18 protein-coding genes and 1 other RNA gene are annotated in these 22541 nt (G+C 64.5%); 5 read left to right on the top strand and 14 right to left on the bottom strand.

The window, feature by feature from the left end; genetic code table 11:
* Positions 1 to 222 precede the first annotated feature (222 nt).
* From LDJ84_RS25780 to LDJ84_RS25730, 11 genes are all read right to left on the bottom strand, one after another.
* Positions 223 to 1479, bottom strand: a complete 1257-nt coding sequence (locus tag LDJ84_RS25780) for an integrase domain-containing protein (RefSeq protein ID WP_203791085.1) — start codon at positions 1477 to 1479, stop codon at positions 223 to 225.
* A 185-nt stretch (positions 1480 to 1664) separates the two neighbouring features.
* Positions 1665 to 2022, bottom strand: a transfer-messenger RNA (tmRNA) gene (gene ssrA, locus LDJ84_RS25775).
* Between the two features lie 73 nt (positions 2023 to 2095).
* Complete coding sequence (locus tag LDJ84_RS25770) at positions 2096 to 2773, bottom strand: type 1 glutamine amidotransferase domain-containing protein (protein ID WP_024764811.1); 678 nt, start codon at positions 2771 to 2773, stop codon at positions 2096 to 2098.
* 86 nt (positions 2774 to 2859) lie between these two features.
* Positions 2860 to 3873, bottom strand: a complete 1014-nt coding sequence (locus tag LDJ84_RS25765; protein ID WP_065085402.1) for a sodium:calcium antiporter — start codon at positions 3871 to 3873, stop codon at positions 2860 to 2862.
* Between the two features lie 400 nt (positions 3874 to 4273).
* Complete coding sequence (locus tag LDJ84_RS25760; RefSeq protein ID WP_226045599.1) at positions 4274 to 7558, bottom strand: acetyl-CoA carboxylase family protein; 3285 nt, start codon at positions 7556 to 7558, stop codon at positions 4274 to 4276.
* Between the two features lie 150 nt (positions 7559 to 7708).
* Positions 7709 to 7975: a hypothetical protein gene (locus LDJ84_RS25755; RefSeq protein WP_226045598.1), complete on the bottom strand. Its 267-nt coding sequence runs from the start codon at positions 7973 to 7975 to the stop codon at positions 7709 to 7711.
* An 86-nt stretch (positions 7976 to 8061) separates the two neighbouring features.
* Positions 8062 to 9414 (bottom strand): sensor histidine kinase, encoded by a 1353-nt coding sequence (locus LDJ84_RS25750; RefSeq protein ID WP_065085599.1) that lies wholly within the window; start codon positions 9412 to 9414, stop codon positions 8062 to 8064.
* Positions 9415 to 9461: 47 nt separating this feature from the next.
* The gene (locus LDJ84_RS25745; protein ID WP_037017122.1) at positions 9462 to 10139 is read right to left on the bottom strand and encodes a response regulator; all 678 of its coding nucleotides are present in this window, start codon (positions 10137 to 10139) and stop codon (positions 9462 to 9464) included.
* A 206-nt stretch (positions 10140 to 10345) separates the two neighbouring features.
* Positions 10346 to 13156, bottom strand: a complete 2811-nt coding sequence (locus tag LDJ84_RS25740) for an FAD-binding and (Fe-S)-binding domain-containing protein (RefSeq protein WP_226045597.1) — start codon at positions 13154 to 13156, stop codon at positions 10346 to 10348.
* Between the two features lie 194 nt (positions 13157 to 13350).
* Positions 13351 to 14496 carry an FMN-dependent L-lactate dehydrogenase LldD gene (lldD, locus tag LDJ84_RS25735; RefSeq protein ID WP_024764816.1) on the bottom strand — a complete coding sequence of 382 codons (1146 nt, stop codon included), beginning with the start codon at positions 14494 to 14496 and terminating at the stop codon, positions 13351 to 13353.
* Positions 14497 to 14657: 161 nt separating this feature from the next.
* Positions 14658 to 16337, bottom strand: a complete 1680-nt coding sequence (locus LDJ84_RS25730) for a lactate permease LctP family transporter (protein ID WP_226045596.1) — start codon at positions 16335 to 16337, stop codon at positions 14658 to 14660.
* 341 nt (positions 16338 to 16678) lie between these two features.
* Between LDJ84_RS25730 and LDJ84_RS25725 the strand changes: the two genes are divergently transcribed.
* The gene (locus LDJ84_RS25725) at positions 16679 to 17455 is read left to right on the top strand and encodes an FCD domain-containing protein (protein ID WP_024765303.1); all 777 of its coding nucleotides are present in this window, start codon (positions 16679 to 16681) and stop codon (positions 17453 to 17455) included.
* A gap of 36 nt (positions 17456 to 17491) precedes the next feature.
* Here LDJ84_RS25725 and smpB read toward each other — a convergent pair whose 3' ends face one another.
* Positions 17492 to 17971, bottom strand: a complete 480-nt coding sequence (smpB, locus tag LDJ84_RS25720; protein WP_024765304.1) for an SsrA-binding protein SmpB — start codon at positions 17969 to 17971, stop codon at positions 17492 to 17494.
* 176 nt (positions 17972 to 18147) lie between these two features.
* On the opposite strand from smpB, the gene LDJ84_RS25715 reads away from it, so the two are divergent.
* Positions 18148 to 18582, top strand: a complete 435-nt coding sequence (locus LDJ84_RS25715) for a type II toxin-antitoxin system RatA family toxin (protein WP_024765305.1) — start codon at positions 18148 to 18150, stop codon at positions 18580 to 18582.
* Complete coding sequence (locus LDJ84_RS25710; protein ID WP_170859945.1) at positions 18575 to 18883, top strand: RnfH family protein; 309 nt, start codon at positions 18575 to 18577, stop codon at positions 18881 to 18883. The genes LDJ84_RS25715 and LDJ84_RS25710 overlap by 8 nt, the downstream gene beginning before the upstream one ends.
* Positions 18884 to 18955: 72 nt before the next feature.
* Here LDJ84_RS25710 and LDJ84_RS25705 read toward each other — a convergent pair whose 3' ends face one another.
* The gene (locus tag LDJ84_RS25705; RefSeq protein ID WP_024765307.1) at positions 18956 to 19492 is read right to left on the bottom strand and encodes an outer membrane protein assembly factor BamE; all 537 of its coding nucleotides are present in this window, start codon (positions 19490 to 19492) and stop codon (positions 18956 to 18958) included.
* A gap of 96 nt (positions 19493 to 19588) precedes the next feature.
* On the opposite strand from LDJ84_RS25705, the gene fur reads away from it, so the two are divergent.
* Positions 19589 to 19993: a ferric iron uptake transcriptional regulator gene (gene fur / locus LDJ84_RS25700; RefSeq protein WP_009613072.1), complete on the top strand. Its 405-nt coding sequence runs from the start codon at positions 19589 to 19591 to the stop codon at positions 19991 to 19993.
* A gap of 73 nt (positions 19994 to 20066) precedes the next feature.
* Here the strand turns inward: fur and recN are convergent, their stop codons facing one another.
* Positions 20067 to 21743 (bottom strand): DNA repair protein RecN, encoded by a 1677-nt coding sequence (gene recN / locus LDJ84_RS25695; protein WP_037014362.1) that lies wholly within the window; start codon positions 21741 to 21743, stop codon positions 20067 to 20069.
* A gap of 198 nt (positions 21744 to 21941) precedes the next feature.
* On the opposite strand from recN, the gene grpE reads away from it, so the two are divergent.
* Entirely contained in the window at positions 21942 to 22505 is a 564-nt protein-coding gene (gene grpE, locus LDJ84_RS25690; RefSeq protein ID WP_024765309.1) for a nucleotide exchange factor GrpE, read from the top strand.
* Positions 22506 to 22541 lie beyond the last annotated feature (36 nt).

Genomic DNA, 22541 nt, shown 5'->3' with positions numbered 1-22541 from the left:
CCGACATCGCTATCCAGATCGAACGACTCGTGAACGCAGTGATTCGTCATGACTGTCCTGCATTCAGGATCAGCTACGACGCACAGGGGGATGAGGTCGTCGAGAGAACCAGGCTCTCTCGGTACTTCGATCACGTTCGGCAGATGTATCACCTGGTGCATGACGAGACGTACGCCTTGAGTGAAAGCGCTAGCTCGGCTCCGATCAGTAGCCGCCCTTTGATCAGCGTATCGAAACGACTTTTTTATCTTGGCGTTTCCTGATTGCTGACATCGAGAGATTGCCCGTAGCTGCCTCCTGAATGTGCTCGCTCCACCAAGCCATCATTGGACGTCTGCGTTCGATGTAGTCCGCCCGGTTGTAGGCGCTGCGAACCTCGTCCTTGTCGACGTGAGCAAGCGCTACCTCGATCAATTCAGGATCCCAGCCTTGCTCGTTGAGGATGGTGCTGGCCATCGAGCGCATGCCGTGGCTCACCAGGCGTCCTTCGAAACCCATGCGCTTCAGCGCCATGTTGGCGGTTTGGCTGTTGCAGTGGGTACGAGGGTTCCGGTCTGCGGGGAACACGTACTCCCTGTGCCCACTGTAGGGCTTGATCGCTTCCAAGAGCGCCAGAGCCTGTTCCGTGAGCGGGACGATATGAGTCCGGCGTTTCTTCATGCGTTCCGCAGGTATCGTCCAGATCTTTTTCTCGATGTCGATGTCCGCCCAGCGGGTGGTCGCTGCCTCGGCTGGCCGGGTCATGGTGTGAAGCTGCCATTCGATCAGGCAGCGGGTCGTTCTTTTTATGCTGGCGTTGGCAATTGCTACCATGAGCTCCTTCAGCTCATCAGGGGGCAATGCCGCCATGTTCTTCTTCTTCGGTTTCTTGAAGACAGAACGGATCCCGCTGAGCGGGTTTGCGTGAATCAGCCCCGAATTAACCCCGTAGGTCATGATCTCGTTGAGGCGCTGTGTCAGCCGCTTAACTGTCTCAAGGCTGCCCTTGGTTTCAAGTGGCCGGAGCAGGTTGATGACTTGAGGGGCATTGATGGCGGAGATCGGCGTGGTGCCCAAGTCCGGGAAGATGTGTAGCGTGAGGGAGCGCCAGATGTCCTCGGCGTAGGCCTGGGTCACCGCATCCTTTTTCAGCTCATACCAGGCCGTCGCCACGTTCTGGAAGGTGTGTTCGGTCGCCGCCTTCTTGGCCTGCTGTACGGCATCCCGTTTCTCTTTGGGGTCGATACCGTGGGCGAGGAGTTCACGTGCCTCAACGGTGCGCTTGCGTGCCTGCGCCAATGAAACTTCAGGGAAGGTCCCAAGGCCCATGTTGATCCGGTTCTTCGTCACCGGGTGCCGGTAGTTGAAGTTCCAGAGTTTTGAGCCATTGCTTCTCACTCGCATTTGTAGGCCGTCGCCATCGCTCAGGACGTAGTCCTTCTCTTGAGGCTTGGCGGCTTTGACCTTGAGGTCCGAGAGGCGGGTGGCTTGGGCGCACATAGGGTATTCCAGGAACAGTTTCGGTATTCCAAAAATTACCAGTGGATGGCTTGGAATACCACTTGGAATACCGAATCTCATGGACCCTGCTGGACGCTATCGGATCGTGATGACGCTGAAAGCCCCGTATTTACTGGGTTTCAGGCACAAAAAAAGACGTCCGAGGACGTCTTTAGATGTTTTGTTGGTGGAGCCGGGGGGATTTGAACCCCCGTCCGCCAGTTCTCCGCTGTCGGTTCTACATGCTTAGCCATCTCTACTAGGTTAACTCCTCGCGGCCCGAGTGGCAGGGCGCTTGGAGCGAGCTGTATGAGTTTTAGCCGTTACGTCTACAGCGAACTTGGCGGCGATCCTGTTCTATATGACAGACCTAATCTTCGGGTTTACAGGCATCCCCTAGGGTCTGCTAGCGGCACTTAGGCTGCTAGGGCGTAGTTGTCGTCGTTGGCAACTATAAAGTTGTGGCAGCTGATTTACGAGAACTGTCACCTACTCGGCATGCCCCTAGAGTTTTGTTACCGGCGTCGAATCCTAATCGGCCCCAAAACCTGTCAAGGTCGGGATTCATTCTACGGGAAAGCCGCCCCGATAGCCACCGGGGCGGTGTGAAGGCTTGTCAGGCCAGGAATTTCAGGACGGCTTCGGCCACGGCCTCGGAGGATGCGGGGTTCTGACCGGTGATCAGGCCGCGGTCGACTTCGACGTGGCTCTGCCAGTCCGGGCCCTTGCTGTAGCGGGCGCCGTTGGCTTTGAGCATGTCCTGGACGAGGAAGGGCACGACGTCGGTGAGGCCGACGGCTTCTTCTTCGCTGTTGGAGAAACCGGTGACGTGGCGGCCCTGCACCAGCGGTTGGCCGTCCAGTCCACGTGGATGGCGGAACACGGCTGGGGCGTGGCAGACGGCGGAGACGGTCTTGCCGCTGGAGTGGAAGGCTTCGATCAGGGCCACCGAGGCGCGGTCCTCGGCCAGGTCCCAGAGGGGGCCGTGGCCGCCGGGGTAGAAGACGGCATCGAAGTCGTCGGCCTTCACCTCGCTGAGCTTCACGGTGCTGGCCAGCGCGGCCTGGGCTTCGCTGTCCTGGCGGAAGCGCAGGGTGGCCGGGGTTTGTGCGTCTTCCTCGTCGCTCTTGGGGTCCAGCGGTGGTTGGCCGCCTTTGGGCGAGGCCAGCGTCAGGCTGGCGCCGGCATCCTTGAAGACATAGTAGGGCGCGGCGAACTCCTCGAGCCAGAACCCGGTTTTCTTGCCGGTATTGCCGAGCTGGTCGTGGGAGGTCAGGACTACCAGGATTTTCATGCTCACTCCTTCGGCGTATCGCTAGTCGTGCGGCTGCCGCCGAAGCGGCAGCCCGGACTGTCAGTGTAGGCAATGAGCCGCGCGCGTCAGCGCGACAGGGTGACACCCAGATAGGCGGCATACAGCACGCCGTTGAGCAGCAGCACCCAGACCGGTAATCCACTGCTGCGCTGGGCGTTGAGTCGTAGCCAAAACGCGGCGCCCAGCGTGATCAGCACGCCGGTGAGGACCTCGATGCGCGGCTGCCAGGGCGTGAGCAGGATGCCGATGGCGGGCAGCAGGGTGCCCTGGAAGACCATGGCGCCACTGATGTTGCCGAAGGCCAGGGTGTCGCGGCCGCGGCGGACCCAGAGGATGCTGTTGATCTTCTCCGGCAGCTCCGTGGCGATGGGGATGATCAGCAGCGACAGCAGCAGCGCGGAGAGGCCCAGCAGGTGCGACAGGCCTTCCACCCCATGGATGAAGCCTTTCGCGCCCAGCACCAGCAGCGCCACACCCAGCAACAGCTGGAGCAGGATGGTGGCGAGGTTGGTCGGCAGGCCGATGCGCGACAGGTACATGTGGTGGTCGGCTTCGGTGCCGTGGCCGTCGTCCACCAGGCTCCGCGAGGCGCGCAGGGTCAGGGTGATGTAGGCGACGTAGGTGAGTACCAGCAGCACGCTGAGGGCGATGCGCACGGAGCGCAATTGCGCTGGTACGAACATGGCGATGGTGGCGAAGCTGAAGGCGACCAGGAAGAAGTTCAGGTCACGCTGCAGGCCGCTGCGTTCCGGGCGGATGCGTCCGAGTAGGCCGCGGGCGCGCCAGGCGAAGCAGGCCATCAGGCAGGTGGAGAGGGTAGAGAGCATCAGTGGTGCGCCGAGGATGGCGCCGACGCCGACTTCCTCGTTGAGCGTGATGTTGCTCGTGCCGGCGAACAGGGCGAGCAGCGGGATCAGGGTTTCCGGCAGCGCCGTGCCGACGGCGGCGAACAGCGAGCCGGTGACGCCTTCGGAGATACCCAGGCGTTCGCCGAAGTGTTCCAGTGCGTTGGTGAAGAGTTCGGCGGCGACCAGGATCACCAGCAGCATGCCGAGCAGTTCGAGGATGAAGGTCAGCATGCGTGCAGCTCCAGACAGGTGGAGCGAAGAATGGGGTGGTGCATCACGGTGAAGCTCCCGGCCGGTGTAGTACCCATGACCACGCATCTCCCCGGCCGTTGCGGAGATCACGTGGTCAAAGGTCTTGCCAGGCTAGTCTGCTGGCGACGCCATGGCCTGAAATCCGTCTACGATCTGCTGCGCGTCGGCATAACTGCGTTGAGAACAGCTGAGAAATGCTCATTTACTATTCGTAAACTGCGCTTTCTCCGCTGCTCTCGCCTTGTTCTGCTCTAGCTCGCGAGATCGTCAACTGATTTGGGCCAAGTGTGTTGACGTCGCCCCCGTTCGCGGAACGGTCGGCTACTCCCCAATGACGCCGCGCATTTTAGCGGATCGGCCGCGCAGCTCAACCCATGGCTTACCAGGTATCGATCAGTGGACGCTTTTTCCCCTGGCGCTGCGCCGGACGTGGCGTCGAAGCCAGCCCGCGGAGCAGCCAGCGACGGGTGTCGACCGGGTCGATGACGTCGTCGATCTCCAGGTAGCTCGCCATATTCAGGCCCTTGCCGTTGCGGTAGGCCGCGGCGACCAGCTTGTCGAACAGCGCCTGGCGCTCCTGCGCATCTTCCACGGCAGCCAGTTCCTTGGCGTAACCGAGACGGATAGCACCTTCCAGGCCCATGGCGCCGAATTCGCCGCTGGGCCAGGCCACGGTGAACAGCGCCGCGTGGAAGCTGCCGGCGGCCATGGCCTGTGCGCCGAGGCCGTAGCCCTTGCGCAGCACGACGGTGAAGAAGGGCACCGTAAGGCTGGCGGCAGTGACGAACATGCGCGAAACGTGGCGCACGGTGGCGGTCTTTTCCGCCTCCGGGCCGACCATGAAGCCAGGGGTGTCGCACAGGGAGATGATCGGCAGGTCGAAGGCATCGCACAGCTGCATGAAGCGCGCGGCCTTGTCGCCGGCTTCGGCATCGATGGCGCCGCCCAGGTGCATGGGGTTGTTGGCGATCAGGCCGAAGGGTTTGCCTTCGATGCGCACCAGCGCGGTGACCATCCCGGCGGCGAAGTGCCGGCGCAGTTCGAGCACCGAGCCGCTGTCGGCCAGTTGCTCGATGACCTGGCGGATGTCGTAGACGCGCAGACGATTCTCCGGCACCGCATGGCGCAGCAGGCGCTGGTCGGCGCACTGCCAGTCGGTGATGTCACCCTGGAAGTAGGCGAGGTACTGGCGGGCGATACGGGTGGCTTCGGCTTCATCTTCCACCAGCACGTCGATCACCCCGTTGGCGCTCTGCACGTCGCTGGGGCCGACTTCCTCGGGGGCGAATTTGCCCAGGCCGCCGCCTTCGATCATGGCCGGGCCGGCCATCCCCAGGCTGGTGTCGCGGGTGGCGATGATCACGTCGCAGCAGCCGAGCAGGGCGGCGTTGCCGGCGAAGCAGCGTCCGGAGACCACGCCCACCAGCGGCACCAGCCCGGAGAGCCGCGCCAGGCCGACGAAGCTCATGTTGTCCAGCCCGGCCACGCCGACGAAGTCGGTATCGCCGGGGCGCCCGCCGCCGCCTTCGGCGTAGAGCACCAGCGGGATGCGCCATTGCTCGGCAAGGTGCAGCATGCGGTCGGTCTTCTTGTGGTTCATCACGCCCTGGGTACCGGCGAACACCGTGTAGTCGTAGGCCAGCACCAGGCAACGGGCCTTTTCGTCGCCGAATTGCGCGGCGTTGATACTGCCCAGGCCGCTGACCAGGCCGTCGGCGGGGCTGCTGGCGATCAATTCCTCGACGCTGCGGCGACGACGCTGGGCGGCGATGGCCAATGCGCCGTATTCGATGAAGCTGCCTTCATCGAGCAGGTCGGCGAGGTTTTCGCGGGTGGTGCGCTTGCCGTTTCGGTGGCGCTTGGCGACAGCGTCCGGGCGGCGCTCGTCGAGGCCGATGGCGTGGCGTTCGATGACTTCCGCGAGGTCCGCGCGGATGGCGTCGAGAGCGATGGCGGCGCTGCTTTCGTGGTCCTGCGCTTCGATGTCGGCCGGCTCAACGAACAGCAGCGCTTCGCCTTCGCCGAGGCTATCGCCGGGGGTGGCGGCCAGGCTATGGACGATGCCGCTGGCGCCGGCCTTTACCTCGAACTCCATCTTCATCGCCTCGACCACGGCGATGGTCTGGCCCAGGGCGACGGCGTCGCCGGGAGCCACCTGCAGGCTGACGAGGACTCCCGCACTGGGCGTGGCCAGCGGAACGCAGCCGGTGGGGGCTTCACTCGCGCGCTGGGCTTGCGGCGCAGCGCTGGCGTGGCTGAAGAATCGGTGCGGATGGGTGTGGTCCTGCGCATCGAGCAGCGCCGGCAGGTGTTCTTCGATATAGCGCGTGGTGACCTGGTTGTCCGCCACTGCAGGCTGGCGCAGCAGGTTGAGCAGCAGCGGAATGTTGCTCGCCACACCTTCGAGGCGGAATTCGCAGAGGGCGCGGTAGGCGCGCTGCACCAGCTGTGGATAACCGCTGCTGCCGTGGACGATCAGCTTGGCCAGCAGCGAGTCGTAACCGGCGCTGTTGCGGTAGCCTGCGTAACCGTAGCCGTCCACGCGCAGGCCGGGGCCGCTGGGTGGTTCGTAAGCGCTGAGGGTGCCGCAGGCCAGATGCGGTGTGCCATCGCTGGCGAGGCTTTCCAGGTTGATCCGCAGTTGCAGGGCGTGGCCGCGCGGCGCGGGAATCTCGGCCTGAGTCAGGTTCAGCTCGGCGAGGCTGGCGCCGGCGGCGATGCGCAGTTGCGCCTGTACCAGGTCGATGCCGGTGACCGCTTCGGTGACGGTGTGTTCCACCTGCAGGCGCGGGTTGGCTTCCATGAACACGAAGTCGCCGCTGTCCTCGTCCAGGAGGAATTCGAAGGTGCCCAGCCCGCGATAGTTCACTGCCTCGGCCAGGCGCACGGCGGCGGCGAGGATGGCGCCGCGCAGGCGTGGGTGCAGGTTGGGGCTCGGGGCGATCTCCAGCAGCTTCTGGTTGCGTCGCTGCAGGGTACAGTCGCGTTCCCACAGGTGGCTGACGCTGCGGCCGTCGCCGATCACCTGCACTTCGATGTGTCGGGCGCGCTGGATCAGGCGCTCGACGTAGAGGCGATCATCGCCGAAGGCCGCGCGGGCTTCGGCCTGACAGCGGGTGTAGGCGTCGGGGATTTCCTCGCCGCTGCGCACCGCGCGCATGCCGCGGCCACCGCCGCCGGCCAGTGCCTTGATCATCATTCCGGCGCCGGCGGGCAGTTCGCGGAAGAAGCGCTCGGCGTCTTGCTGCGAAGTGGCGTGATTGCTGCCGGCGACCAGTGCCACACCGTGGTCGCGGGCGAGATCGCGGGCGCGGGCCTTGTCGCCGAAGGCCTCCAGCACGTCTGCCGATGGGCCGACGAAGGTCAGGCCGGCGGCTTCGCAGCGGCGGGCGAAGTCGGCGTTCTCGGAGAGGAAGCCGTAACCCGGGTGCACCGCGTCGCAGCCTTGGGCCAGGGCGATGTCGATGATCTGTTGCTGATCGAGGTAGGCGCTGGCAGCGCGCCCCTTGAGGGCAGCAGCCTGGTCGGTCTGGCGAGTGTGCAACGAGGCGGCGTCGTCTTCGGCGAAGATCGCCAGCGTGTGGATACCCAGCTCGGCGGCGGCGCGGGCAATGCGGATGGCGATTTCGCCACGGTTGGCGATGAGCAAGCGGGAGACGGGCATGGCGATTCCGTTGTGATTCTTGTGATCGGGAATCGCACCATCTTAGGGAGCGGCGAAGGCTGGGGAACGAACTGCGGCCTCGCGAATGGCGCAGGCTTCGCCGCCGTTATGGGCGGCGACCGGCGCAGTGGCCGGTCACCGCGACCGGGGTCACCCGTTGGCTCCGCCGTCGCCGGCGTTGTCCTTGAGCAGCTTCAGGGCTTTTTCGGTGTGCGCGATGCACTCCTTGGTGTTGCCGGCGGCCTGGGCCTGGGCGGCCTTTTCCTGCAGGCGCATCGCCTGTTCCTGGGCCTGGGTGTTGTTGGTGGTGGTTTTCACCGTGTCGTCGACTTTCTGCAGGTTGGTGCTGCACAGGTCGTCAGCAAAGGCCGGCGAGGCCAGCAGGGCGGCGGTGATGAGCAGGGCGGCGCGTTTCATGGCAGTTCTCCTGTCACGTTGGACCGATGGTCGGCGGCCCGGAAAGGCCGGCCGTACAGGGTGGACTGCGGTTTTTTACGCGGGGTTCAGAGTATTTGGCCGGTTGTTGTCGGGAGTTCGACGCAAACGCCAAGGCCTGCGCCTTCCAGCCCTTCGTGCAGGCTGATGCGCCCGCGGTGGATTTCCACGATGCGCTTGACGATGGGCAGGCCCAGCCCGCTGCCGCTGCTGCTGGCGACGCTGGGGCTGCGGTAGAAGCGGGTGAAGATCGCCGCACGCTCGGCGGGGGCGACGCCGGGGCCGTTGTCGCGGACCCAGAGCGTCAGACGGTCGCTGCTGGTTTCCAGGGTGACGGAAACGCGGCCGCCTTCGGGGGTGTAGCGCAAGGCATTGCCGACCAGGTTGGTGAGCATCACCCCGAGCCAGGCGGCGACGCCTGGCAGGGTGGCTTCCTGGCTGTCGAGAGTCAGGTCGATCTGCTTGTCGATGGCCTGGGGCGCGAGGTCAGCGATAGTGTCTTCGGCCAGCAGGCGCAGGTCCACGGGGGCGAAGATTTCGTGCAGTTCTTCGGCGTCCAGACGGGCCAGGAGGAGAATCTGCTCCATCAGCGCGCTGATCCGCTCGACACTGCGGCTGACCTGTTGCAGGCCATGGGCGTGGGCGGCAGGGTCGCAAGAGCGCAGCGCTACCTGGGCGTGGGTGCGCAGGCTGGCCAGAGGCGTGCGGATTTCGTGGGCGGCGTCGCTGGTCAGCCGGCGCTCGGCTTCCATCGCCGAGTTCAGGCGCTCCAGCAGCAGGTTCAGTTCGTTGACCAGGCTGTGTACCTCCACTGGCGCCCGGCTCAAGGCCAGTGGGTGCAGACTGTGGGCGCTGCGCTGGTGCACCTGCTCGATCAGGCTGCGCAAGGGAGCCAGACCCTGGCGCACGCCGAACCACACCAGCACACCGATCAGCGGCAGCGCCAGCAATAGCGGGAACAGAGCGCTGAACAGCAAGAGGTGCAGCGTCTTGTGGCGGTAATGCAGGTTCTCGAAGACCCAGATGCGCACTTCGTCGGCGCCCGGCGTGGCCATCTGCAGTACACGCCAGTTGACGTCGCCGCTGAGCAGGTCGGAGAAGCCCGGCGGTTGTGCCTCGATGCCGTTCGGGGGCTTGTGCGTGGCGAGCAGCGGTTGGCCGCGATACCAGATAGCGTAGCCAAGTGAGGCTTCGCGGCGAAGCAGCGGCAGCCCTTCGATGGCTTTGCGGCTGCGCGCGAGGATTTCCATGGCGTCGCTGGACTGCGGATCGATGGCATCGGCGATGTCCACCAGGCTCAGGGCGGCCTGGCCGAAGTCGATCATGTCCTGGTCGTAGAGGCGGTTCACCTGTTCGCGGGTCAACTGATAGGTGAACAGCCCGGCCACCAGCCACAGCAGGGAAACGCCGCCGATCAGCATCAGCAGCAGGCGCCGGCTGATGGAGCCGGCGCGGCGCGGCGTGCCGCTCAAGGTTGGGTGGCGCCTTCGGGGCGGTCGATTCCGTAGCCGATGCCGCGCACGGTGCGGATCAGGCTGTTGCCCAGTTTGCGCCGCAGGTGGTGAATGTGGACTTCGATGGCGTTGCTCTCCAGGTCACCGTCCCAGCCGTAGAGGGCTTCCACCAGTCGCGCACGGGACAGCACCTTGCCGCGTTGCTCCAGCAGCAGGCGTAGCAGCGCGTATTCGCGCGGGGCCAGATCGACCGGTGCGCCCGCCAGGCTGACCTGGTGGGTGGCCGGGTCCAGTGAGAGTTCACCATGTTTCAGCAGCGGTGCGGCGCGCCCGGTATGGCGACGGGTGAGGGCGCGGACGCGGGCCAGCAGCTCGTCGAGGTCGAAGGGTTTGGTCAGGTAGTCGTCGGCGCCGGCGTCCAGGCCTGCCACGCGATCAGCCACCTTGTCGCGGGCGGTGAGGATCAGGACCGGCGTCAGGTCGCCGCGCCGACGCAGGCTGCGCAGCACCTCCAGACCGTCCTTGCGCGGCAGGCCAAGGTCGAGCACCAGCAGGTCGAACTCGTCGGTTTCCAGCGCCTGCTCGGCGGCGACACCGTCGTTCACCCAGTCCACGGTGTCGCCTTCCAGCCCCAGCCCCGCGCGAATGCCATCGCCCAGCAACTGGTCGTCTTCCGCCAACAGGATTCTCATCTTCGCTCCCTTATCGCGCAGCGCCGCCGCGGCCATCCCGAGCAGGATAGCCGCCGCGGCGGTTTTGCGGCAGAGGGTGACAGCGCCGGCTTAACAGGGCGTTAACAAGGGGATGACGCCGTGGGCTGGGGTTCGAGCGCGGACAGAGTCCGCTCCCTCGTTGGCCGGGGCCGGCAGGAGCCAGCCATGTTCGCGACCCACCAGCGTTAGAGAGGGCGCGCCCGAGTCACGCGGTCCACCAGATAGACCACCCCGCGATAGTCGATGCCGCCGTGGGCGGACAGGCCGATTTCGCAAGTGCGGCTGGTGGAGACACCTTCCTCGCAGTACTGCACCGCGTCCTTGAGCGTGCGCAGCGAGTGGGCGTTGAGCTCGGGCGTGGTGAAGCCCTTGTCGCCAGCGAAGCCACAGCAGTGGATGCCCTCGGGGATCACGACTTCGCGGGTGCAGCGCTTGACCAGATCAATCAGCGCCTGGCTTTCGCCCAGGTGCTGGGTGCTGCAGGTGACATGCACGGCCACCGGCTTGTCCTGCGGCTGGAAGTCCAGGCGCTCCACCAGGTGCGTGCGGATGAACTTCACCGGGTCGTAGATCTTCAGTCGGTCATCGGCCAGCTCCTGCACCAGGCGCAGGGTGCAGGGGCTGGTGTCGCAGTAGATCGGATCGAGACCGCCACGGCTGGCGCGCAGCAGTTCGGCGAGCAGTTCGTCGCGCTTGGCGTCGGCTTGGCTCTTGTAGCCCTTGGAGGCGAAAGGCTGGCCGCAGCAGAGGTTGTCGGCGTTGTCCGGGAAGACCACCTGATAGCCGGCTTTCTCCAGCAACTGACGGGTCTTGTCGATCAGCGGCATCTGCTCCTCGTCCGCCGCCGCCGGACCCATGGCACGGGACACGCAGGCGGTCAGGTAGACCACGCGTGGGCGGCTGTCATCGAGTGTGCGCGGCGCTGCTGCGAGGCGCACCGGCTGCGGCATTGCTGGCGTCCACTGCGGCACACGGCCCTTGCTGGCGTGGCTGAGGGAGGCGCTGAGGCGAGCCAGGCGTGGCGCGCCCAGAATCATGCGCGCGCCGTTGGCCGCGTGGAGCATGAACTTCGCGCCCTTCATGGCGGTTGAGAAATTGCGCGCCAGCCAGGTGGCGGTGCCGGCGTGGTGTGCTTCCTCGCCGCGCAACTTCCTGATCAGCTCGCCGGTGTTGATGTTCACCGGGCAGCGCTGGGCGCACAGGCCGGTGGCGGCGCAGGTGTCGATGCCCTGGTACTGGTAGTCGCGCTCCAGTTCGGTGGTGTCGATGCCGGCGCGGCGCTTGGCCTGGATGTCGCGCCACATGACGATGCGCTGGCGCGGGCTCAGGGTCAGCCCCTTGGACGGGCAGACCGGCTCGCAGAAGCCGCATTCGATGCACTTGTCGACGATCTCGTCGGCGGCCGGCAGCGGCTTGAGGTTCTTCAGGTGCAACTGCGGGTCGTCGGTCAGCACCACGCCGGGATTGAGGATGCCGGTGGGGTCGAGCAGGCGCTTGAGTTGCCACATCAACTGGTAGGCGTCATGGCCCCACTCCAGCTCGACGAAGGGCGCCATGTTGCGCCCAGTGCCGTGTTCGGCCTTGAGCGAACCGCCGTACTCCACGGCGACCAGGTGCGCGACGTCGTCCATGAAGGCCGAGTAGCGCGCGATCTGTTCCGGCGATTCGAAACCTTGGGTGAAGACGAAGTGCAGGTTCCCCTCCAGCGCGTGGCCGAACAGGATGGCTTCGTCGTAGCCGTGCTTGTCGAACAGGGCGATCAGGCGGTTCACGCCCTCGGCGAGCTGTTCGACCGGGAAGGTGACGTCCTCGATGATCACCGTGGTGCCGGTCTCACGTACTGCGCCGACGGCCGGGAAGGTGTCCTTGCGAATGCGCCAGAGCTGGTTGTAGACCACCGGGTCTTCGCTGAAATCGACCTGCTTCTCCACCGGGTAATCGGCGATGGAGGCGCTGATCTGCGCAAGTTGTTCGTGCAGCAGCGATTGGGTCGCCGCGCGGGATTCGATGAGCAGTGCGCAGGCGCCTTCGGAGAGGCTCTTCACCCACACCGGCATACCTAGCATGTTCTCCACCGAGCGCAGGCTGCGGCGGTCCAGCAGCTCGACGGCGGACACCGGTTGCTGCTTGAGCACGGTCACGGCCTTGCAGCAGGTCTCCACGTCGGGGAAGACGATCAGCGCGCTGGCCTTGTGCGGGTGATCCGGCACGGTGTCGTAGGTCACCGCGCTGATGAAGCCCAGGGTGCCTTCGGAGCCGACCATCAGGTGGGTGAGGATATCCAGCGGCTCGTCGTAATCGACCAGGGCATTGAGTGACAGCCCGGTGGTGTTCTTCAGGCGGTACTTGTGGCGGATTTTCGCGGCCAGCGAGGGGTTGGCGCGGGTCTGTCGGCCCAGTTCGGCGAGCTGCTCGAGCAGCGCGCCGTGGCTTTCGCGGAAGGCGGCGATGCTCCCGGGCAACTCGCTGTCCAGCAGGGTGCCATCGGCCAGCAGCAGGCGCATGCCGGCCAGGGTGTGGTAGCTGTTCTGCGCGGTGCCGCAGCACATGCCGCTGGCATTGTTGGCGACGATGCCGCCGATCTTGCAGGCGTTGATCGAGGCCGGGTCCGGGCCGATCTTGCGGCCGAAAGGTGCCAGCCAGGCGTTGGCCTGGGCACCGATGACGCCGGGCTGCAGGCGGATTTGCGTACCGCCTTCGCGAATGTCGCGGCCATTCCAGTTGTCGCCCAGCACCAGCAGTACCGAGTCGCTCACGGCCTGGCCGGAGAGGCTGGTGCCGGCGGCGCGGAAGGTCACCGCGACCTGATGGGAGTGGGCGGATTTGAGCAGCGTGGCGACTTCATCCTCGCTCTCGACGCGGATCACCAGCTTGGGGATCAGCCGATAGAAGCTGGCATCGGTGCCGAAGGCCAGGGTCGAGAGCGGGTCGTCGAAGCGGCGTTCGCGGGGGATCAGGTGTTCTACCGTATCGAGGAAGGCGGCGGGGAGGCTCATGGCGGCTCCATTCATCATCGGTGAGCGTGGGCCGCTGGACGGCCCATCGGTGTTCTTTTTTTGCGTACACAAGGTGCGCTTTTTGCCGGGATGCTCCCAGGCTACCGCTCTCGTAGGGTGTATAACGCGCCAGCGTCATACACCACAGGAACGTCGCATAGCCCGTTCCAGGTTATGCGCGCTACGAAGAGCGATTACGCGCCCAGTTCGCGCACCAGCGAATCACGGGTGATCTCGCCGATGGTCTTGGTGCCAGTGAGCACCATGGCCACGCGCATTTCCTTCTCGAACAGGTCCAGCAAGTTCTTCACGCCGGCCTCGCCGTGGGTGGCCAGGGCGTAGAGGAAGGCGCGGCCAATGAGCACAGTGTCCGCGCCCAGGGCGATCATGCGCACCACATCCAGGCCGTTGCGGATGCCCGAGTCGGCGAGGATCTTCAGGTCGCCTTTCACCGCATCGGCAATCGCCGGCAGGGCGCGGGCGCTGGAGAGTACGCCGTCGAGCTGGCGGCCGCCGTGGTTGGAGACGACGATGCCGTCGGCGCCGAATTTCACCGCGTCCTTGGCATCTTCCGGATCGAGGATGCCCTTGATGATCATCGGGCCGTCCCAGAACTCGCGGATCCACTCCAGGTCCTTCCAGGAAATCGACGGGTCGAAGTTGGCGCCCAGCCAGCCGATATAGTCGGCAAGGCCGGTGGGGTTGCCGCGGTACTTGGAGATGTTGCCCAGATCATGGGGCTTGCCCAGCAGGCCGACGTCCAGTGCCCAGGCCGGGTGGGTCATAGCCTGCCAGACACGGCGCAGCGGCGCGTTCGGGCCGCTCATGCCGGAGTGGGCGTCGCGGTAGCGGGCGCCGGGCACCGGCATGTCGACGGTGAACACCAGGGTCTTCACACCGGCGGCCTTGGCGCGCTCCAGCGCGTTGCGCATGAAGCCGCGGTCCTTGAGCACGTAGAGCTGGAACCACATGGGGCGGTCGATGGCCGGGGCGACTTCCTCGATAGGGCAGACCGACACCGTGGACAGCGTGAAGGGAATGCCTTTGGCGGCCGCTGCGCGGGCTGCCTGTACTTCACCGCGCCGGGCGTACATGCCGGTCAGGCCGACCGGGGCCAGGGCGATGGGCATGCTCAACGTCTCGTCGAACAGCTTCGTCTCCAGGCTCAGTTCGGACATGTTCTTCAGCACGCGCTGGCGCAGGGCGATGCTGGCCAGGTCGTCGACGTTGTTGCGCAGGGTGCGCTCGGCGTAGGCGCCACCGTCGGCGTAGTGGAAGAGGAACGGCGGCAGCTTGCGTTGGGCCGCGGGGCGGTAGTCGGTAGAGGCAGAAATGATCATGGGCGTCCCATCGTTGAAGGTCTGTCGATTAAGGCGTCACGGTGACGGCAGGAACCCTGAACAAGCTAGACGCTTTGCCGGGCTTGTTGCAGCTATCGCGTGGCGCCTGGGCCGGCCGCCCCGCCGTTCTGTCTGTGAACGACGGGGCGGCGATGACTCCCTTAATGCACGAGCATGCCGGTGAAGATGTACGCCTGCGCGAGGGTGATCAGGCCCACCATGGCGGCGAACATCAGGCTGTGCTTGAGGGTGAAACGGAACAGGTCGGACTCCTTGCCGACCATGCCGGTGGCGGCGCAGGCCACGGCAATGGACTGCGGCGAGATCATCTTGCCGGTCACGCCACCGCTGGTGTTCGCCGCGACCAGGAGGGTGTCGTTGACGCCGATCTGGTGCGCGGTGGTGGCTTGCAGCGAGCTGAACAGCGCGTTGGAGGAGGTATCCGAACCGGTGAGGAACACGCCCAGCCAGCCGAGGAAAGGCGAGAAGAACGGGAACGCTGCGCCGGTGCCGGCCAGGACCAGCGCCAGGGTGGTGGACATGCCCGAGTAGTTGGTGACGAAGGCGAAGGCCAGCACCATGCCGATGGAGAGAATCGGCCGCTTCAGCTCAAGCAGGGTTTCCTTGAAGGTGGTCAGACCAGTTTTCGCAGTGATCCGCAGAACAAGCATCGAGATCACGGCGGAGAGGAAGATCGCGGTGCCGGTGGCGGAAATCGGGTCCAGCTTGAACACGGCGGCAATCGGCGTCGGGTTGGCGACGATGGGGGCGGTTTTCACCACCAACTGGTCCAGGTGCGGGATGGAGAAGTTGAACACCAGGCTATACAGTGCGCCGCCCGGGGCAAACAACGCCTTGAACGGCTTCAGGGTCCAGAGGGTGACCAGTACGGTCAGTATCAGGAAGGGCGACCAGGCTTTGAGGATTTCGCCGAAGCTGTAGGGCGACGGTTCGGTACTGCGAGCGCCGTTGCCGCTGCCCATGACCGCCGCGCCACCTGCGGTAGCGACCACTGCACGCTCGCTGGCCGGCTGCCAGACCTTGAGGAACAGGGTCAGGGAAATCAGGCTGACCAGCGCGGAGGTGATGTCCGGCAGCTCCGGGCCGATGAAGTTGGAGGTGAAGTACTGAGTGATGGCGAAGCTGCCCCCGGCGACCAGGGCGGCCGGCCAGGTTTCCTTCACGCCCTTGAGGCCGTCCATCATGAACACCAGCCAGAACGGTACGAGGATCGACAGGAACGGCAGTTGGCGGCCGGTCATGGCGCCGATCTTGAAGGCGTCGATACCGGTGACCTGGCCGGCCACGATGATCGGGATGCCCAGGGCGCCGAAGGCCACCGGCGCGGTGTTGGCGATCAGGCACAGGCCGGCAGCGTACAGCGGGTTGAAGCCCAGGCCGACGAGTAGGGCGGCAGTGATTGCCACCGGTGCGCCGAAGCCCGCCGCACCTTCAAGGAACGCGCCGAAGGAGAAGCCAATCAGCAGCACCTGCAGGCGCTGGTCGCCGGTGATCGACAGCACCGAGCTGCGGATCACTTCGAACTGGCCGCTCTTGACCGTGAGTTTGTAGAGGAACACCGCCGCGACGATGATCCAGGCGATCGGCCACAGTCCGTAGGCGAAGCCATAGCCGGCAGCGGCGATGGCCATGTCGGCGGGCATGCCGAAGGCGGCAATGGCGATGATGACGGAAAGGGCGAGGGTGATGCTGCCGGCGACGTGGCCCTTGAGGCGGAACACGGCGAGGGCGAGGAAGAAGAACACGATCGGGATGACGGCGACCAGCGCGGACAGGCCGAGGCTGCCGAGCGGGGTATAGATCTGCTGCCAGGTTTGCATCTGTGTTGGCTCCCTAATTGTTTTTGGGTGGAGGGCCTGGTTGCCGGTCGGGCGATTCCGGTGCGCTTGTGGCGCGTGGGCAGACGGTCGACTGATCGCGGCTTTATGTTGTGGTGCAATCCAGCTTGCGGTAAATTGGTATTACCAATTTACAAGGCTGAGCGCTCAGGGTAAAAGCCCTGCTGGCGACGTGTCAATTTACTGCTCTGCGACTTTTGTCGAGGGCGCTCGGGAACGTGAGCTGGTCTTGTTGCCGGCGGCGCCACTGGGTAGGCTGCCGCGCGCTGTGCAGAGCGCGTCTGGAGCGCGGCTCAGAGTGAGAGAGCGAGGGGGGCACGAAGATGAGTTTTGGTCAGGTCAAGCAGCGCCGTTTGTCGGACGACATCGTCGAGCGGCTGGAAGCGATGATCCTCGAGGGCACTCTCAAGGCTGGCGAGCGCTTGCCCGCCGAGCGCGTGCTGGCCGAGCAGTTCGGCGTGTCGCGGCCCTCACTGCGCGAGGCGATCCAGAAGCTCGGCGCCAAGGGGCTGCTGGTCAGTCGCCAGGGCGGAGGCAACTATGTCAGCGAGGGGTTGGGCTCCATGTTCAGCGATCCGCTGCTGCACCTGCTGGAAAGCAATCCGGAGGCACAGCGCGATCTGCTGGAGTTCCGCCACACCCTGGAAGGCTCCTGCGCCTATTACGCGGCGTTGCGAGCGACCGAGGTGGATCACCAGCGCCTGAAGCAGTCCTTCGATACGCTGCAGGATTGCTATCTGCGGGTGGGCAAGGTCAGTCGTGCGGAGGAGGGGGCGGCGGACGCGGCGTTCCATCTGGCCATCGCCGAGGCCAGCCACAACGCCGTGCTGCTGCACACCATTCGTGGCCTGTTCGATTTGCTCAAGCGCAATGTGGTGACCAATATCGGCGGGATGTACGCACAGCGTGACGAGACGCGCGAGCAACTGATGCGTCAGCACCGCGAGTTGTACGAGGCGATTATTGGCGGGCACGCGGAAGCGGCGCGGGAGATTTCCCAGCGGCATATCGACTACGTGCAGGAAGTGCTGGCCGAGGTGCAGGCGAAGGAATTGCGCCTGCAACGCGCGCAGCGACGCCAGGGCGCGGTGGACGCCTGACCGGCAACACGCCCTCGCAGGAGGGCGCTTGGAGGCTCAGTCGTCCTTGCCGTGACGAATGGCGCGCTGGATTTCCCGGTCGGAGTCGCGCTCCTTCTCGGTGCCGCGCTTGTCGTACTCTTTCTTGCCCTTGGCCAGTGCGATCTCGCACTTGATCAGGTGCTTCTTCCAGTACATCGACAGCGCAACGCAGGCGTAGCCCTTCTGCTGCACGGCGCCGAACAGCTTGCCCAGCTCGCGCTTGTGCAGCAGCAGCTTGCGCGTGCGCACCGGGTCGGCGATGACGTGGGTGCTGGCAGTGGTCAGCGGCGTGATGTGACTGCCGAGCAGCCAGGCCTCGCCATCCTTGAGCAGCACGTAGCTGTCCACCAGCTGCGCCTTGCCGGCGCGCAGGCTTTTCACTTCCCAGCCGGCCAGGGCGATGCCTGCCTCGAAGCGCTGCTCGATGAAGTAGTCGTGCAGAGCCTTCTTGTTCTGCGCGATGGTCCCCGAAGGGTGTTTCTTCTGTTTAGCCATAGGCCGCGCATTATAGGGAGTCACTCGCCGCGCCGCTATCGGGACAGCATGCGACGGCATGCAAGCTTGAGGGTGCGTGGCTAATCTCGGAGAATGCGCGCTGTTTTTTTGATCAGAGGGCGCTGCTGTCCGGTCAGATGTCGGTCAGATGCCCCACAACACAAAGCGAGAAATCTATGAGCACGCATATCCAGCGTTCGGCCCTGCTGCCCTATCCGGCGAAGGCGCTGTACGACCTGGTCAACGATGTGGCGCGCTACCCGGAGTTCCTGCCCTGGTGTTCGGCTTCCACCGTACTGGCGGAAAGCGATACGGCCATGCGCGCCGAGCTGACCGTGGCCAAGGGCAGCATTACCCAGCGCTTCACCACCCGTAACGTGCTGGTGCCGGGGCAGAGCATCGAGATGAACCTCGAGGAGGGGCCGTTCACCCAGCTGCATGGCGTGTGGACCTTCAAGGCGCTGGGTGACAAGGCCTGCAAGATTTCCCTGGACCTGACCTTCGACTACGCCGGAGCGCTGGTGAAAGCCACGCTCGGCCCGCTGTTCACCCAGGCAGCGAACACCATGGTCGACGCCTTCTGCCAGCGTGCCAAGCAGCTGCATGGTTGAATCCGCGAGTATCGCCATCGAGGTGGTCTATGCCTTGCCGGAAAAGCAGATGCTGCTGCGCCTGAGTGTTCCCCGTGGCACTCGGATGCGCGAGGCGGTGGCGCTGTCGGATATTTCCGCTCATTTTCCCGATCTGGATGTGCAGAGCTGTCCGCTGGGCATCTTCGGCAAGGTAGTGGCCAGGCCCGACGAGCGCGTGCTGGAAGAAGGGGAGCGGGTAGAAATCTATCGCCCGCTGATCGCCGATCCCAAGGAAGTGCGCAAGCACCGCGCGGCGAGAGCCAAGGCGGCGCGCGGCTGATACTTCGGTGATGAAACCACGGCCAACAAAAAAGCCCGGCATTGGCCGGGCTTTTTTGTTGGCACGAATCCCTTACTGCGGATTCTTGTCCAGCGGTTCCGGAGTCGGGATCGGTACGGTTTCCACCTGATCGACTTCCTTCTGGATCTGCTCTTCCACGGAGCCGGGCTTGGCCGGTTGCTCCTTGGGTTGCTCGGGCTGCTGCTGAGGCGCTTCCGGGGCCAGTGGCGGGGTGACGCCGTCCTTGCCGAGGATCGATTCGTCGCGACTGACGCCAGGCATGAAGTCACCGTTCAGGCCGACCAACTGGTCGTTCTGGCCGAAATACAGGCTCATCCGCTCCTGCTGGCGCTGACCGCCGCCGGGCTGGATGCTGTACAGGTAATCCCAGCGATTGGGGTGGAAAGTATCCACGATCAACGGGTTGCCCATGATAAACCGCACTTGGCGTCGGGTCATTCCGGGCTTCAACTGGTCTATCATATCCTGCGTTACAACGTTGCCCTGCTGGATATCGATCTTGTAGACCCCCGGGAACGAGCAACCGGCGAGTGCGGCGAGTCCCAGCCCGAAAGCGAGACTGGTCAGCATGAGCTTGGCGTTTTGCATCAAGGGGTGACTTCCACTATCTTGGCTGAGCGACGAAATCCCGATCATACCTGTATTGAGGGGTGCTGCGAAGCATTCCGCGGCGAGAAAGCACACATGGTTGAAAATAGCGAACTGCGCAAAGCCGGACTCAAGGTCACGCTGCCGCGCGTCAAGATCCTCCAGATGCTCGACTCCGCCGAGCAGCGCCATATGAGCGCAGAGGATGTTTACAAGGCGCTGATGGAGGCGGGTGAAGACGTTGGTCTGGCCACCGTCTACCGCGTCCTGACCCAGTTCGAAGCCGCCGGCCTGGTGGTGCGCCACAACTTCGACGGCGGCCATGCCGTCTTCGAGCTGGCCGACAGCGGTCACCATGACCACATGGTCTGCGTCGACACCGGCGAAGTCATCGAGTTCATGGACTCTGAAATCGAGAAACGCCAGAAAGAGATCGTCAAGGAGCGCGGCTTCGAGCTCGTCGATCACAACCTGGTGCTCTACGTGCGCAAGAAGAAGTAAGCGTACGCAGATGCAGAAACGGCGACCCTCGGGTCGCCGTTTTCGTTTGTGCTCGCTCCTTCCAAGAAAGGGGTCAATCCTGCACGGCGGAGTCCACCATCTTGCGCGCGTGGGCCAGGGATTCTTTGGTCAGGTCGACGCCGCCGAGCATGCGGGCGACTTCCTCGATGCGTTCGGCTTTTTTCAGGTTGGCCACGGCGGTGCGGGTTTCGCTGGTGTCGCGGTCCTTGTGCACGAACAGGTGCTGGTGGCCCTGTGCGGCGACCTGCGGCAGGTGGGTGACGGTCAGCACCTGGCCGCGATCGCCGAGGCGGCGCAGCAACTGGCCGACCACTTCGGCGGTGGGGCCACCGATGCCGACGTCCACCTCGTCGAAGACCAGGGTGGGAATGCGCGAGGTCTGCGCGGTGATCACCTGGATGGCCAGGCTGATGCGCGACAGCTCACCGCCCGAGGCGACTTTCGCCAGGCCTTTCATGGGTTGGCCGGGGTTGGCGCTGACCAGGAATTCCAGCTGTTCCAGGCCGTTCACCTGAGGCTCATCGGAGGTGGCGTCGCGCAAATCGATGGAGAAGCGGCCCCCAGGCATCCCCAGGCGCTGCATTTCCACTTCCACGGCCTTGGCCAGTTGTGGTGCGGCGGCGCGACGAAGTTGGCTGAGCTCTGCAGCTTTCTCCTGGTAATGACGAGCGTAGGCGGCGAGCTCTTCGCCCAGGCGGTCGACGGCTTCGTCGTCGGCATTCAGCGCTTCCAGCTCGTCCAGCAGGCGTTGTTGCAGATCCTGTAGTTCGTGGGGCTGCACGCGGTGCTTGCGGGCGAGGCTATAGATAGCATCCATGCGCTCTTCCAGCTGCTGCAGGCGCAGGGGGTCGGCGTCGAAGTGGTCGACGAAACGGTTCAGTTCGCCGATAGCTTCCTCCACCTGTATTTGCGCGCTGGACAGCAGGTTCACCGCTTCGCTCAAGGCGATTGGCTGGCTCTGGAAGGCGGTGAGCCGATTGAGACTGGAAGTCAGCGCCGACAGCACATTGCCGGCGTCGTTTTCGCTGCACAGTTCGACCACCTGGCGGCAGGCGGCGATCAGGCTGCCGGCGTTGCTCTGGGTCTTGTGTTCGGCTTCCAGAGCCTCCAGTTCATTGTCACCCAGGCCGAGATTCTCCAGTTCTTCCAGCTGATAGCTGAGCAACTGATGACGAGCGCGCTGTTCGTCACCGTTGCGTGACAGGCGGTCCAGTTCCTGGTGGGTCTGCTTCCAGCGTTGCGCGGCGAGGTGCACCTGGCGCGCCAGATCCTGGCTGCCGGCAAATTCGTCGAGCAGGCGGCGGTGGGTATCGGCCTTGAGCAGCGACTGGTGTTCGTGCTGGCTGTGGATGTCGATCAGCAGTTCGCCCAGGTGCTTGAGGTCACCGAGTGGGCAGGGTGTGCCATTGATGTAGGCGCGGGAGCGACCTTCGGCGGTGATCACCCGGCGCAGGATGCACGGGCCATCCTGTTCCAGGTCGCGCTCTGCGAGCCAGTCGCGGGCTTCGGCAATCGCGCTGACATCGAAGCTGGCGAGAATGTCGGCCTTGTCGCAGCCGGGGCGTACCACGCCGCTGTCGGCACGGTCGCCCAGGGCAAGGCCGAGGGCGTCGAGCATGATCGACTTGCCGGCGCCGGTTTCGCCGGTGATCACGGTCATGCCGGCGGCGAGCTCGAGATCGAGGTGCTCGACGATGGCGTAATTGTGAACGGACAGATGAACCAGCATGGGCGGCGGCTCCGTAAAGATGTCTGTTTATTTATACAGTATTTTTTGCGGCTGGCAATTCTCCCTCGTCGCTTGCTGGTTGGTCCTTGAAGTCCAAGCCCTTGAAGTAAAAAAAAAGCGCCCCATATACACGCCAGAGCCGCGGACCATTGGGTTCGCCTTGTTTTCAAAGGCTTATTTTCTTTTTAGGAGAGTGGCATGTCTGACGAACAACAGACTCAGGATTCCCAGTTCAACGAGCAGCCCGAAGCCGGCGCTACCGGGGATCTGAACGCCCGCGTGCTGGAGCTGGAAGAACAGGTGGCGGCGGCGAAGGACCAGAGCCTGCGCGCTGTTGCCGAGCTGCAGAACGTCCGCCGCCGTGCCGAGCAGGACGTGGAGAAGGCGCACAAGTTCGCGTTGGAGAAATTCGCCGGCGACTTGCTGCCGATCGTCGATACCCTCGAGCGGGCGCTGGAGATGTCGAACCCGGAAGACGAAGCCATCAAGCCGATGCGCGAAGGCATCGAGCTGACGCTGAAGATGTTCCACGACACGCTGGTGCGCTACAACCTTGAGCCGGTCGACCCGCACGGCGAGCCGTTCAACCCCGAGCACCACCAGGCAATGGCCATGGAAGAGAGCATCCGCCTCGAGCCGGGCAGTGTGGTCAAGGTGTTCCAGAAGGGCTACCTGCTCAACGGTCGCCTGCTGCGCCCGGCCATGGTCGTGGTCAGCAAGGCGCCGGAACAAACTCCGCCTTCGATCGACGAGAAGGCTTGAAATCCATCACCCGGTCCCCATCTGGGTAATCAACCG

Source organism: Pseudomonas sp. HS-18, assembly GCF_020401845.1.
Classification (GTDB): Bacteria; Pseudomonadota; Gammaproteobacteria; order Pseudomonadales; family Pseudomonadaceae; genus Pseudomonas; species Pseudomonas nitroreducens.
This window is presented reverse-complemented; position numbering and strand designations above follow the sequence as displayed.

What these genes read in the sequence shown, in the direction of transcription:
- LDJ84_RS25715 (WP_024765305.1), top strand. Translation starts at nt 18,148, where the DNA reads ATGAGCACGCATATCCAGCGTTCGGCCCTGCTGCCCTATCCGGCGAAG.
- LDJ84_RS25710 (WP_170859945.1), top strand. Translation starts at nt 18,575, where the DNA reads ATGGTTGAATCCGCGAGTATCGCCATCGAGGTGGTCTATGCCTTGCCG.
- LDJ84_RS25765 (WP_065085402.1), bottom strand. Translation starts at nt 3,873, where the DNA reads ATGCTGACCTTCATCCTCGAACTGCTCGGCATGCTGCTGGTGATCCTG.
- LDJ84_RS25745 (WP_037017122.1), bottom strand. Translation starts at nt 10,139, where the DNA reads ATGAGAATCCTGTTGGCGGAAGACGACCAGTTGCTGGGCGATGGCATT.
- grpE (WP_024765309.1), top strand. Translation starts at nt 21,942, where the DNA reads ATGTCTGACGAACAACAGACTCAGGATTCCCAGTTCAACGAGCAGCCC.
- LDJ84_RS25725 (WP_024765303.1), top strand. Translation starts at nt 16,679, where the DNA reads ATGAGTTTTGGTCAGGTCAAGCAGCGCCGTTTGTCGGACGACATCGTC.
- LDJ84_RS25770 (WP_024764811.1), bottom strand. Translation starts at nt 2,773, where the DNA reads ATGAAAATCCTGGTAGTCCTGACCTCCCACGACCAGCTCGGCAATACC.
- LDJ84_RS25730 (WP_226045596.1), bottom strand. Translation starts at nt 16,337, where the DNA reads ATGCAAACCTGGCAGCAGATCTATACCCCGCTCGGCAGCCTCGGCCTG.
- smpB (WP_024765304.1), bottom strand. Translation starts at nt 17,971, where the DNA reads ATGGCTAAACAGAAGAAACACCCTTCGGGGACCATCGCGCAGAACAAG.
- LDJ84_RS25780 (WP_203791085.1), bottom strand. Translation starts at nt 1,479, where the DNA reads ATGTGCGCCCAAGCCACCCGCCTCTCGGACCTCAAGGTCAAAGCCGCC.
- fur (WP_009613072.1), top strand. Translation starts at nt 19,589, where the DNA reads ATGGTTGAAAATAGCGAACTGCGCAAAGCCGGACTCAAGGTCACGCTG.
- LDJ84_RS25755 (WP_226045598.1), bottom strand. Translation starts at nt 7,975, where the DNA reads ATGAAACGCGCCGCCCTGCTCATCACCGCCGCCCTGCTGGCCTCGCCG.
- LDJ84_RS25740 (WP_226045597.1), bottom strand. Translation starts at nt 13,156, where the DNA reads ATGAGCCTCCCCGCCGCCTTCCTCGATACGGTAGAACACCTGATCCCC.
- LDJ84_RS25760 (WP_226045599.1), bottom strand. Translation starts at nt 7,558, where the DNA reads ATGCCCGTCTCCCGCTTGCTCATCGCCAACCGTGGCGAAATCGCCATC.
- LDJ84_RS25750 (WP_065085599.1), bottom strand. Translation starts at nt 9,414, where the DNA reads ATGCTGATCGGCGGCGTTTCCCTGCTGTGGCTGGTGGCCGGGCTGTTC.
- LDJ84_RS25705 (WP_024765307.1), bottom strand. Translation starts at nt 19,492, where the DNA reads ATGCAAAACGCCAAGCTCATGCTGACCAGTCTCGCTTTCGGGCTGGGA.
- lldD (WP_024764816.1), bottom strand. Translation starts at nt 14,496, where the DNA reads ATGATCATTTCTGCCTCTACCGACTACCGCCCCGCGGCCCAACGCAAG.
- recN (WP_037014362.1), bottom strand. Translation starts at nt 21,743, where the DNA reads ATGCTGGTTCATCTGTCCGTTCACAATTACGCCATCGTCGAGCACCTC.